Raw genomic sequence first — 12,241 nt, 5'->3', positions numbered from 1 at the left:
GCAACCGCCACGCCCCTTGCGCCCTACCCAGGAGTTTCGCCATGACCTCCATCGTGATCGCCGGTTACGCCCGTTCCCCCTTTCATTTCGCGAAAAAAGGCGCGCTGATCGATATTCGCCCGGACGACCTCGCCGCCCAGGTGCTGCGCGGCCTGGTGGACAAGCTCAGCCTCGACCCCGCCGAACTCGAGGACCTGGTCATGGGCTGTGCCTACCCGGAAGCCGAGCAAGGCATGAATATCGCCCGTATCGCCAGCTTCCGCGCCGGTTTCCCCGACAGCCTCGGCGGCGCGACGATCAACCGTTTCTGCGGCTCGTCCATGAGTGCCGTGCACTATGCCGCCGGGCAGATCCTGCTGGGGGCCGGCGATGCCTTCCTCTGCGCCGGGGTGGAATCCATGACCCGCGTGCCCATGGGCGGTTTCAATATCTCGCCGAACCCGACGCTGATGCGCGATCACCCCGAGGTGTATATGCCCATGGGCTACACCGCCGAAGAAGTCGCGCGGCGCTACGACATCGGTCGGGCCGAGCAGGAAAGCCTGGCCGTCGAGTCCCACGCCAAGGCCGCCCGGGCTCGCGAACTGGGCCGCCTGGAGGACGAAATCATCGCTATCCAGACCGCGAACGGCTGGGTCAAGGAAGATGGCTGCATTCGTCCCGGCACCAGCCTGGAGGGTTTGGGAGGGTTGAAACCGGCGTTCGACGGTAGCGTCACCGCTGGCACCGCCTCGCCCTTGACCGATGGCAGCGCCGCCGTGCTGGTGTGCAGCGAAACCTTCGCCCGCGAGCGCGGCTTGTCGATCCTGGCGCGGATCAAGGCAGTCGCGGTGGCCGGCTGCGCCCCGGAGATCATGGGCATGGGCCCGGTCCATGCGACCCGCAAGGTGCTGCAACGCGCCGGCTTGCGGATCGGCGATATCGACCTGGTGGAAATCAACGAGGCCTTTGCCAGCCAGTCCCTGGCCTGCCTGCGGGAACTCGACCTGGATCGCGGCGCGATCAACCTCGACGGCGGTGCCCTGGCCATCGGTCATCCCCTGGGAGCCACCGGCGCGCGCATCACCGGCAAAGCCGCCGCCCTGCTGCAACGCACCGGCGGGCGCTACGCCATTGCCACGCAATGCATCGCTGGCGGCCAGGGCATCGCGACGTTGCTTGAGGCCGTCGAGGACTGATCTGGCAGACAAGGGTGCGACCACAACCGAGGGTCGTACCCCTCCGAAGAAGCCGTTACGCGCTCAGGGACTACGGGGCACCTGGGCGCGCGTACGGAAATCACCCGGCTAGAGACCCGTAACATCAACCACTATCACCCTGGCTCCCCGGACAGGACCGCTGTAGTCAGGTGGACGACCGTAGCAGGTGATATAGGCATACTTGCCATCGGATGAAAGGGTCATGGCGAATGGAGCGTCCGGAGCGATGATGACATTGCCAAGGATCGTGCCAGTACTGGTATCAACCGTTTGCAACATACTCCACTGGTCTGTCCCCTCCGTGGTGTAACTCAGATAATAAGCACGATCGCCTTCAGGACTCAGATGGATATACTGCCCCGTGGCAAAGATGGGGCGGATGCTCCCGGTGTTCGTATCCACCACTGACGTCTCCACGATGCGACCCGCAGGGACATAGAGCAATGCGCCATCCGGACTCAACGCGGAGGAATTCGGCGAACCGGGAATATACGGGCTCAACTGGATCACTTTATGGCTTCGTGTATCGATAACGCCGATAACGGCGTCATACGGACTGTAGCTGACCGGGATATAAGCGCGCTGTTTGACGGGGTCAACAGTAAGGGCGTTATCAAGGCTTCCCGATTCAAACTCAATGGTGTCGATTATTCGTTCTTCGTCGGCGTCCAGAACGATGATTTGTGCATTTCCGAGGTGGCTGTTCGGGCAAACGACATAGACCCGTCGGTTGATTGAATCGACCGTGACTCGCCGGGGTGGAACCTCAACGGCGATTTCCTTGACCACCTGGTGATTCACGGGATCAATCACAAAAATCGCAAATTCATTGAGACAAGTGACATAGCAGCGGTTTTTGTCCGCATCAAACGCAACATGGTAGGGGTTCGCCCCTACCGGGATATTGGCAACCACCACCTGTTGCCGGGTATCGATCAGCGATACGCTGTCCAGGCTGAAATTACAGACAAAAGCCCAATCTCCATCTGGACTCAGTGCAATGCCGCGAGGTGAGGCTTTGGCCGGTAACTGGATGACTTCGTACCCCCTATCGATAACCGGCACCTGCGATTCAATTTTTTTAGTCATGGCTACATGACTCCGTGTGACCTTGGGAACAACCCTTTAACTGTAGGTGACGGTTTTCAAGGACCCTTGGCTAAACCTGCCTGAACTGGACAGATGGTTTATCCCGCGGCTCGACCACTGGCCTGACTATCCAGGCATGCGACAGAAGCAGCCCCTCCCTCCTGTGACCCGACACTCCGGCTATTCGTGCGCACGGGTAAAGAGTCCTTTTCCCAACCCCTACTTTTTCTCAAAGATCGGGGTGGGGATACTCCTGCTCATTCCCACTGTCACTTCAGGAGTCCCCCCATGTCTGTTCCCGCCTTCGGCCTTGGTACCTTCCGCCTGCAAGGCCAGGTTGTCATCGACTCGGTCAGCACCGGCCTCGAGCTGGGCTACCGGGTCATCGATACTGCGCAGATCTACGAAAACGAAGCCGAGGTCGGCCAGGCCATTGCCGCCAGCGGCATCCCCCGTGACGAACTGTTCATCACCAGCAAGATCTGGATCGCCAACCTCGGCAAGGACGCCTTGATCCCCAGCCTCAAGGAAAGCCTGCGCAAACTGCAGACCGACTACCTGGACCTGACCCTGATCCACTGGCCATCGCCAGAAGCCCAGGTGCAGGTCGCCGAATTCATGGGCGCGTTGCTGGAGGCCAAGAAACTGGGCCTGACCCGGCAGATCGGGGTGTCCAACTTCACCGTCGAGCTGATGCAGCAGGCGATTGCCGCCGTCGGTGCCGATCAGATCGCCACCAACCAGATCGAACTGCACCCCTACCTGCAGAACCGCAAGGTGGTGGCAGCGGCCCAGGACCAGGGCATCCAGATCACCTCCTACATGACCCTGGCCTACGGGGAAGTGCTGAAGGACCCGGTCATCCGCCAGATCGCCGAGCGGCACCAGGCGACTCCGGCACAGGTGACCCTGGCCTGGGCCATGCAGTTGGGTTATGCGGTGATTCCGTCGTCGACCAAGCGCGAGAACCTGGCGAGCAACCTCAAGGCCCGAGACCTGCGTTTGAATGACGAAGAAATGGCGAAGATCGCCGGCCTCGAACGCGCCCATCGCCTGACCAGCCCGGCGGGTCTGGCGCCGAAGTGGGATTGAGGCCTTCCCCGCTGACTGCGAACACCTCAGATCAACTGGTTGCGCTTGGCAAACTCCGCCAGCGCCACCACCGACTTGAGGTTGAGCTTTTCGATCAGGCGGGTCTTGTAGGTACTGACCGTCTTGTCGCTGAGCAGCATCAGTTCGCTGATGTCCTTGTTCTTCATCCCCCGGGCGAGGTAGCGCAGGATGCTCAGTTCGCGGTTGCTCAGGCTGTCGATCAGCACCGGTTCCGACACGCTGGCGCCCTGGCCTTGAACATGCCCTTCCAGGCGCGGAAAGAAGCTCTTGTTGAGCATCACCGCCTGGATCGCCAGGCGCAGCTCGATCAACTCGGCGGTCTTGGAGATATAACCCATGGCGCCGGCGCGCATGCAGCGCTCGGAGTAGAACTCCGGCGCCTGTTCGGTAAGTACCACCAGCTTGCTCGGCAGGTGCAGGTCGGTGAGTCGCTTGATCGCTTCCAGGCCATCGAGCCGGGGGATATTGAGGTCCATGACAATCAGGTCCGGCGCCAGCTCCCGCGCCAACTGCACCGCATCGACGCCGTTATCGGCCTCGGCGACGACCTTGAACCCCTCCTTTTCCAACAAGACCTTGATGGCCATGCGAATGAACGGGTGATCGTCAACTATCAGGGCTGTGCGCATTACAAATCCTCAAGAAGTACGCCAGCCACTGCTTGAGACGGGAACGTGCTTGCATCGAAAAAAGACAGGGAAATAGCGAAATACAGTATAGGAAAATTCTCAATTCCTGCTGTGGCTGGGCAGTGGGCGTGGGGCCATTCCGGCCTGTGGCTGTCAGGCTCAAGCCGTGATGGCTGAACAAGGTCGGCCACTTTAGCGAGAGGCCTCGGGAGCATCTGTAGGGAAAATCCCAAGATCCCCGTCACTTCCAGGAAGCTTGCACGGATCCGGCAATAGGGGGCACCGACTGGACGGCGCCCGCGAAGGGCAGGTCAGTCGGTGGTACTCGGGCTCCAGAATGCCTGCTGCACCATGCTTGAGGTCGACAGCCGCGCCACCAGCGCATCGAGTTCGTCGCCGTCCACCGAGGTGATTGCCAGGGTCGCCTCGATTTCCACTTCCTCGTCGCCGAAGGGTCGCACCTCGACATCGCTGGCCGGGTAGTTGCTGCGCTCCAGTTCCTTTTCGAGCAACGACAGGACGGTCTTCTGCTGGGCCCGTCGGACAATCAGGTAGAGGAGATAGGTGACCTCCGCCGAGACCACGTCCAGGGGCTGGCGGTTGATGTAGTTGACGATCGGCCGCAGCAAGGTGTTCGCCGCAAGGACGAACAGGGTTCCCAGCAGGGCTTCGAGGATCAGGTCGGCACCGGCGCAGGCGCCGACCGCCGCCGAGGCCCAGAGGGTCGCGGCGGTGTTCAGGCCACGGACATTGCCCTCCTCGCGCATGATCACGCCGGCGCCGAGAAAACCGATGCCGGAGACCACGTAGGCCACCACCCGCACCGCCCCTTCGGAGCCGCCCAGGCGGTTGGCCATATCAACGAAAATCGCCGCCCCCACCGCCACCAGGACGTTGGTGCGCAGGCCGGCGGTGCGCTGGCGGTACTGGCGTTCAAAACCGATCAGGCCGCCAAGGATAAAGGCGGCGCTGAGGCTGACGAAGGTGTCGATCAGGGAATCGAGGTTGATGTTGTTCAGGGCTTGCATGGAAGCTCTCGTGTCTGCACGCGGTGACGCAGACATAGCACATTCACATGAACAGAATGATGGCAGCGCACAGGGCTCAGCTCGCCTCCCACTGACGCAAGCGCACGCGGCAGTGCTTCATGGCATTGACGATGTGTTTTTCCACCAGGCTGCGGGAAATCCCCAGGCGCTCGGCGATCTCCGGGTGGGACAGGCCTTCGATCTTGCGCAGCGTGAAGCTGTCGCGGCACGGCCCGGGCAGCTCCGCCAGGGCCCGTTGCAACATGTCCAGGCGTAGCCCATGGTCCAGGGAGATTTGCGGCGACGGGCTGAAAAACCGCTCGTCGTTGTCGAGCACGTCCAGGGATTCGTTCTGGCGTACGGTATTGCGCCGGTGCTCATCGATCAGCAGATTCATCGCCGTGCGATAGAGGAACGCCCGCGGCTGCCCTATCGGGGTCTCGCTCGAACGCTCGAGCACCCGCAGGTAGGCATCGTGCACAACGTCTTCGGCCGCCTGGCGATTACCCAGCCGGGCATTGAGGAAACACACCAGCTCGCGGTAGTAGCTTTCCAACCTGACTCCTGTCCGCACACCCGGCGGGACTGTCCTTGAGCATGATCGGCAGCGTCCGGCTCGGGACCTCATGACAATGGCTGTTTGAAGCAGGCGTAATTTATAATAATTCTCATATAGATTCCAATCTTCCATTACCCACCCGGCGCAAATACCTCGAAAAGTCCACGGGCCGGACTTAAATTCGCGCGCCGACCTCTCGTCTATCTTGCAGCTCCCGTGTTTGTCGCCCGGCGACAACGAGTGCCGCGGTGCCCCCGTGTGCCCGCCGCGTCGTCACGGACCGACTTTCCATCGGCTGGAACCCTGCATGAACCGTCCCCGACGCACCCGCCGCGCCCTGCTTGTCACGCTTTGCCTGATCCCCGTCGTCGCCCTGGCCGCCTGGCAGATCCTGCCACCGGGACGTGATCGCTTCGCCACCGTCACGGTCACCCGTGGCGATATCGAAAGCAGCGTCACCGCCCTCGGCACCCTGCATCCGCGTCGTTACGTCGACGTCGGGGCCCAGGCCTCCGGACAGATCCACAAGATCCACGTCGAAATCGGCGATCAGGTCAAGGAAGGCCAGTTGCTGGTGGAGATCGACCCGTCGACCCAGCAGGCCAAGCTCGATGCCGGTCGCTATTCGATTGAAAACCTCAAGGCCCAGTTGCAGGAACAACGTGCCCTGCATGACCTGGCACGGCAGAAGTACCAGCGCCAGCAACAGCTCAGCGCCGGCGGGGCCACCCGCAGCGAGGATGTGCAGGCGGCAGAAGCCGAGCTGCGCACCACCCAGGCGCGCATTGACATGTTCCGCGCGCAGATTCTCCAGGCCCAGGCCAGCCTGCGCAGCGACGAGGCGGAGCTGGGTTACACGCGGATCTATGCGCCCATGAGCGGCACCGTGGTCGCCCTCGATGCCCGCGAAGGCCAGACCCTCAACGCCCAGCAACAGACGCCGCTGATCCTGCGCATCGCCCGGTTGTCACCGATGACGGTCTGGGCGGAAGTCTCGGAGGCCGATATCGGCCACGTCAAAGCGGGCATGCACGCCTATTTCACCACCTTGAGTGGCGGCAGCCGACGCTGGACCAGCACAGTCCGACAGATCCTCCCGGTACCGCCCAAGCCCCTCGAAGCCGGCAGCCAGAGCAGCAGCAGTTCCAGCAGCAGTAACAAAAGCGGCAGCTCGCGGGTGGTGCTTTACACCGTACTGCTGGATGTCGACAACGCCGACCAGGCGCTGATGGCGGACATGACCACCCAGGTGTTTTTCGTCGCCGACCAGGCGCAAAACGTCCTCACCGCGCCGATCGCCGCCCTGCAAGGCGACTCGCGGGCGCCGCTGCAGACGGCCCGGGTGGTCAGTAGCAACGGCGAGATCCAGACGCGCCAGGTGCGTACCGGCATGAGTGACCGGCTACGGGTGCAGATCCTCGACGGGCTGGCCGAGGGCGACCATCTGTTGATCGGCCCCGCGACCGGCAGTGGAGGCTGAATGCAAACGCCACTGATCGACCTGCAGGACATCCGCAAGGCCTATGGCGGCGGCGACAGTCCCGAGGTGCAGGTGCTGCGCGGCATCGACCTGAGGATCCATGCCGGCGAGTTCGTCGCCATCGTCGGCGCCTCCGGCTCGGGCAAATCGACCCTGATGAATATCCTCGGCTGCCTCGACCGGCCGACCTCCGGGCGCTACCTGTTCGCCGGTGAAAACGTCGCCGAACTCGACAGCGATGCCCTCGCCTGGCTACGCCGCGAGGCCTTCGGTTTCGTGTTCCAGGGCTACCACCTGATTCCTTCCGGCTCGGCCCGGGAGAACGTCGAGATGCCGGCGATCTATGCTGGCACCCCGGCCGCCGAGCGCCAGGCCCGCGCCGCCGCCCTGCTCGAGCGCCTGGGCCTGGCCAGCCGTGGCGGAAACCGCCCGCACCAGTTGTCCGGCGGCCAGCAACAGCGGGTATCGATTGCCCGGGCCCTGATGAACGGCGGCCATATCATTCTCGCCGACGAACCCACCGGCGCCCTCGACAGCCACAGCGGCGCCGAAGTCATGGCGCTGCTCGACGAACTGGCCAGCCAGGGCCATGTGATCATCCTTATTACCCACGACCGTGAAGTCGCCGCCCGGGCCAAACGGATCATCGAGATCCGCGACGGACTGATCGTCAGCGACAGTACCCGCGACAACCCCGAGCTGCAGCGCGGCAACGACCCCGTCGCCCTGCAGGCGATCGACCTGCGCCAGCGCCTGAGTGACGGCAGCGCCTATCGTGGCGCCTGGAAAAGCGAGCTGGTGGACGCCGTGCAAGCGGCCTGGCGGGTGATGTGGATCAACCGCTTTCGCACCGCCCTGACCCTGCTCGGTATCGTCATCGGCGTCGCCTCGGTGGTGGTGATGCTTGCGGTCGGCGAAGGCAGCAAGCGCCAGGTGATCGCGCAGATGGGCGCGTTCGGCTCGAACATTATCTACCTGAGTGGCGCGCCGGCCGCGCCACGGGCCCCGCTGGGGATCATCAGCCTGGACGACGTGGCGGCGCTGGCGGAACTGCCCCAGGTGAAAATGATCATGCCGGTCAACGGCGCCGACGCCGTGGTGCGCTTCGGCAACCTCGACCACACCGCCTATGTCGGCGGCAATGACACCCAGTTCCCGGCGATCTTCAACTGGCCGGTGGTCGAGGGCAGTTACTTCACCCAGGCCGATGCCGATGCCGGAGCCGCCGTGGCGGTGATCGGCCACAAGGTCCGCGACAAACTGCTCAAGGAGGTGGCCGACCCCATCGGCCAGTACATCCTCATCGAAAACGTGCCGTTCCAGGTGGTCGGCGTGCTCCAGGAAAAAGGCGCCACCTCCGGCGAAACCGACAGCGACGATCGCGTGGCGATCCCCTACTCGGCCGCCAGTGTCCGGCTGTTCGGCACCCACAATCCGGAATACGTGGCCATCGCCACCCGCGACGGACGCAATGTCCGCGACGCCGAGAAGGCCATCGACCAGGTGATGCTGCGCATGCACGACGGCCGCCGGGACTTTCGCCTGACCAACAACGCCGCGATGATCCAGGCCGAGGCCCGCACCCAGAACACCCTGTCGCTGATGCTTGGCTCGATTGCCGCCATCTCCCTGCTGGTGGGGGGCATCGGGGTGATGAACATCATGCTCATGACCGTGCGCGAACGCACCCGGGAAATCGGCATCCGCATGGCCACCGGTGCCCGCCAGCGCGACATCCTGCGCCAGTTTCTCACCGAAGCGGTGATGCTTTCGGTGGTCGGCGGCCTGACCGGCGTGGCCCTCGCCCTGGCGGTCGGTGGCGTCCTGCTGCTGGCCAAGGTCGCCGTGGCGTTTTCCCTGGGCGCCGTGATCGGCGCCTTTGCCTGCGCCCTGGTCACCGGCGTCCTCTTCGGCTTTATGCCGGCCCGCAAAGCTGCCCGGCTCGACCCGGTCACAGCGCTTACCAGTGAATGATCGAACCCATGAAACCGCGTTTTTCCCTGTTGACCATTTGCCTGCTGCTCAATGCCTGCAGCGGGCCCGCACCGCGTCCGGACGACGGCACGCCGTCACCGCCCCATTGGCAGTTCGAAACACGACACAGCGCCCGGCAGACCAGCACCCTCTGGTGGCAACGCTTCGGCAGTCCGGAGCTGGACCGGTTGATCGAGCAGGCCCGCGTCGACAGCCATGACCTCGCCGCCGCCCTCGCCCGGGTGCGCCAGGCCCAGGCCACGGCGGTGATCGCCGGCGCGCCGTTGCTGCCGCAAGTGACCCTGGGCCTGAATGGCAGCCGCAGCCAGTTGCTGAACAACCGGGACAATGCCGACAGTGACAACAGCAGCAAAAGTTATGGCGCCAACCTCAGCGCCAGCTACGAGGTGGACTTCTGGGGGGGTGTCGCCGCTGCCCGCGACAGCGCCGTGCAGAGCCTGCGGGCCAGCGAATATGACCGGGCGACGGTGGAACTGACGCTGCTCGGCGGTGTTGCCGACCAGTATGCCCGCACCCTGTCCGCTCGCGAGCAGGAGGCTATCGCCGGGTTGAACCTGAGCAATGCCCGACGGGTGCTGGAACTGGTCCGGACCCGCTACGACTCGGGCTCGGCCACGGCGCTGGAACTGGCCCAGCAAAAAAGCCTGGTGGCCAGCCAGGAACGACAATTACCGCTGGTGCGCCAGCAGGCCGGGGAGTCGCTGATTACCCTCGCGGCATTGCTGGGCCAGCCGGTCCAGAGCTTGCGGATCGGTACCCAGCCATTCAGCAGCCTGAGCTGGCCGTCGATTGATGCCGGCGTGCCGAGCGAACTGCTGCGCCGACGTCCGGATATTGCCCGGGCCGAAGCACAACTGGCGGCGGCGCAGGCGGATGTCGAGGTGGCGCGAGCGGCCTTGTTGCCGAAGCTGACCCTGGGTGTCGGCCTCGGCTCGGAATCCACCCAGGCCGCCGATGCCTTGCGCACGCCCTTCTACACCCTGAGCGCCGGCCTGCTCGCTCCGGTCTTCAACAACGGCCGCCTGCGGGCCGAACGCGACCGGGCCACGGCGCGCCAGGAGGAGTTGCTGGAAAGCTACCGGGGCGCGATCGTCAACGGTTTCGCCGATGTCGAAAAAGCCCTGAACAGTATCAGCGGCCTTGATCAACAACGACGCTGGCAGGACGAAGAACTGAAGCAGGCGCAACGGGCCTTCGAGATTGCCCAGAGCCGTTATCAGGCCGGGGCAGAGGATTTGCTCACGGTACTGGAAACCCAGCGCACGTTGTATGCGGCCCAGGACCAGAATGTACAGCTGCGCCTGTCGCGGGTGCAGGCCAGTATTGCGTTGTACAAAGCACTTGGTGGCGGCTGGCAGACACAAGAAGGGCGTTCGGCCAAGGAAATTTGAAGCCGAGCGCGTTCCTGTGGCGAGCGAGTATCAGAGCAACCGATCCTTGATCGACAGGTGCCGCGCATACCAAGGCCGCCGCGGTACCCGACGCAACAACCCGGCCAGGTCCTTCTCCGGCGTAAAGGTAATCCGCAAGGCCAGCTTCATGGTCTCCGGGTCCATCTCCACCGTCTTGCCCATGCTCAATCCCGGCGTGGTGCTGCAACCATGGGTGGTCGGCCCGAGCCAGGGATCATCCACTTCCACCCAGCGCCCCGGGGCGAACCAGGGCACGCCATTGACCTCCTGGCGCGTGACCTCCCCCGGATGAAAACGCTCGTGCGCCCGGAACCAATCCTCCAGCCGATCATCGATCCAACCATGGAACATCCAGAACACCGGGTTCACATGGGAGGAAAACGGATCGCCGAGAAAGTCGTTCTGCGACGCATACCAGCGCGGGGCAAAGTCGGTGAACTCCCGCGCCATGGGCACCGGCGCACCATTGGAAGGATCGCGCGCCACCGAGGCCCAGCGCATATGCAACCAGTCATGCAGCCCCAACTCGACCTCCGATCCGAACTGGCCCAGGGTCAAGCGGGACAGATAACGCGGATCGCTGTAGCGCGACTCCCAGGCCTGGAAGTTGCTGTGCCAGGTCTCGGCACTCTTGATATCGCTGACCCACTGGCTGTACTCGTCGTCACCGTCGGCCAGCCAGGTCGGCGGCACGGCGCAGCCATCGTGGTTATCGAAATAACGGGCAAAGCCCTGGCGATCGCGCTCCAGCTCCGGCTGGGGCAGCGGAAAAGCGCGCCATGACGGCAAGGCCTGGAACGAGCGGGCCATGCGCAACATATGCCGGTGCATAAAGAAAAAGTCGATGCCCGAACCGTTGCGATCCTTGCGCTTGCCCCGGGCGTCGCGCTCCTTGTCCCGGGGACCGGGCTGCCAGCCGATCCCGCGCAAGCCATTGCGCTTGTCTTCAGGGAGGCTGTGCCACTTGTCCCGGGAAGCATGCCAGAGCTGGTGGAACAAGCGGTGCTCGGGGGACACCAGCCAGGCCAGCAGGGGCGCGCCCAGGCCGATACGTTCGCGGGCTTCGGGAAACACCTGCTTGACCGCGACAAAGCGGTTGTCCAGTTGCGGCAAGGCCAGCGGCCGGTCCAGGCGCTCGACATGACCGCTCAAGGTGCCACTGCCAGCGTTGCCGAACGTGGCCCAGACTTCATCCAAAACCAGGCTGAATTCATACAGAGGCCTCTCGGCGTCACCCAGGCTCAGGCGCCAGAACAGCCGCGAGCCGTCGCTCTCGGCAAGGTCACCGACCAGCCGCCAGCGGGGTTGACCGTCAGCCCGCAACGCCTGGGCGGTGTCAATGAAACCGCGCAAGCCGCGACCACGCGGGGCGATATCGAGGAACAGTTCCAGGCCTTCGAGGGGCAGGCCATCCAGGCCCGCGTCACGTCCTGTGAAATGCAGGCTCCAGACCCCGCGCAGATTGTTGGCCAGGCGCTGGCCGGCCATGTCGAGCAGATCGACCGTGGCCTCGCCCGGCGTGACGGGCTCCCTGTCCCGGGTCAGTTCGCGGTGCGCGTAATAAGCCGCGGGAACAGCTACGCCCGTGAGCGCCAGGCCCGCCATGAAGCCTCGTCGAGAAATCGTCATCGCCCTACCTGTGTCAGCCCTGAAGCAGGCTTTATCCAAGCTAGAACGTTGCACTGCGTAGGAAATTTAGCCGGGCGCGGCGCCTAAATCAGAACGTACGCCATCCGT

The 12,241-nt window shown here is 63.8% G+C and carries 10 protein-coding genes; 5 read left to right on the top strand and 5 right to left on the bottom strand.

The features are described 5' to 3' along the window. The first annotated feature begins 41 nt into the window (after positions 1-41). Positions 42-1,178 (top strand): thiolase family protein, encoded by a 1,137-nt coding sequence (locus tag M5C71_RS09700; RefSeq protein ID WP_248767717.1) that lies wholly within the window; start codon positions 42-44, stop codon positions 1,176-1,178. A gap of 108 nt (positions 1,179-1,286) precedes the next feature. Here the strand turns inward: M5C71_RS09700 and M5C71_RS09695 are convergent, their stop codons facing one another. Beyond that, the gene (locus M5C71_RS09695) at positions 1,287-2,288 is read right to left on the bottom strand and encodes a YncE family protein (protein WP_177102850.1); all 1,002 of its coding nucleotides are present in this window, start codon (positions 2,286-2,288) and stop codon (positions 1,287-1,289) included. Between the two features lie 288 nt (positions 2,289-2,576). Between M5C71_RS09695 and dkgB the strand changes: the two genes are divergently transcribed. After that, positions 2,577-3,380 carry a 2,5-didehydrogluconate reductase DkgB gene (gene dkgB, locus M5C71_RS09690; protein WP_248745569.1) on the top strand — a complete coding sequence of 268 codons (804 nt, stop codon included), beginning with the start codon at positions 2,577-2,579 and terminating at the stop codon, positions 3,378-3,380. Between the two features lie 26 nt (positions 3,381-3,406). Here the strand turns inward: dkgB and M5C71_RS09685 are convergent, their stop codons facing one another. The 3 genes from M5C71_RS09685 to M5C71_RS09675 all read right to left on the bottom strand — a co-directional run bounded on the left by M5C71_RS09685 (position 3,407) and on the right by M5C71_RS09675 (position 5,614). Further along, on the bottom strand, positions 3,407-4,030 hold the full coding sequence (locus tag M5C71_RS09685) for a response regulator transcription factor (protein WP_103498093.1): 624 nt from the start codon (positions 4,028-4,030) through the stop codon (positions 3,407-3,409). A gap of 311 nt (positions 4,031-4,341) precedes the next feature. Further along, positions 4,342-5,058, bottom strand: a complete 717-nt coding sequence (locus M5C71_RS09680) for an MgtC/SapB family protein (RefSeq protein ID WP_103498092.1) — start codon at positions 5,056-5,058, stop codon at positions 4,342-4,344. Positions 5,059-5,134: 76 nt separating this feature from the next. Next, complete coding sequence (locus M5C71_RS09675; protein WP_218171371.1) at positions 5,135-5,614, bottom strand: sigma-70 family RNA polymerase sigma factor; 480 nt, start codon at positions 5,612-5,614, stop codon at positions 5,135-5,137. Positions 5,615-5,924: 310 nt separating this feature from the next. Here M5C71_RS09675 and M5C71_RS09670 point away from each other — a divergent pair, with 310 nt between their 5' ends. The 3 genes from M5C71_RS09670 to M5C71_RS09660 are packed head-to-tail and all read left to right on the top strand — an operon-like array spanning position 5,925 to position 10,483. Next, the gene (locus tag M5C71_RS09670) at positions 5,925-7,097 is read left to right on the top strand and encodes an efflux RND transporter periplasmic adaptor subunit (RefSeq protein ID WP_248767716.1); all 1,173 of its coding nucleotides are present in this window, start codon (positions 5,925-5,927) and stop codon (positions 7,095-7,097) included. Beyond that, positions 7,098-9,071, top strand: coding sequence for a MacB family efflux pump subunit (locus M5C71_RS09665; protein ID WP_248767715.1), 1,974 nt, complete (start codon positions 7,098-7,100; stop codon positions 9,069-9,071). Positions 9,072-9,079: 8 nt separating this feature from the next. Continuing rightward, positions 9,080-10,483: an efflux transporter outer membrane subunit gene (locus M5C71_RS09660; protein ID WP_248767714.1), complete on the top strand. Its 1,404-nt coding sequence runs from the start codon at positions 9,080-9,082 to the stop codon at positions 10,481-10,483. A 30-nt stretch (positions 10,484-10,513) separates the two neighbouring features. Here M5C71_RS09660 and M5C71_RS09655 read toward each other — a convergent pair whose 3' ends face one another. Then, entirely contained in the window at positions 10,514-12,133 is a 1,620-nt protein-coding gene (locus M5C71_RS09655; protein ID WP_248767713.1) for a PvdJ/PvdD/PvdP-like protein, read from the bottom strand. Positions 12,134-12,241: the final 108 nt, after the last annotated feature.

Source organism: Pseudomonas sp. MWU12-2345 (assembly GCF_023242385.1).
In the GTDB taxonomy this organism is placed as follows: domain Bacteria; phylum Pseudomonadota; class Gammaproteobacteria; order Pseudomonadales; family Pseudomonadaceae; genus Aquipseudomonas; species Aquipseudomonas gingeri_D.
The sequence above is the reverse complement of the archived record's forward strand: the minus strand, read 5'-3'. Positions and strand labels throughout refer to the sequence as shown.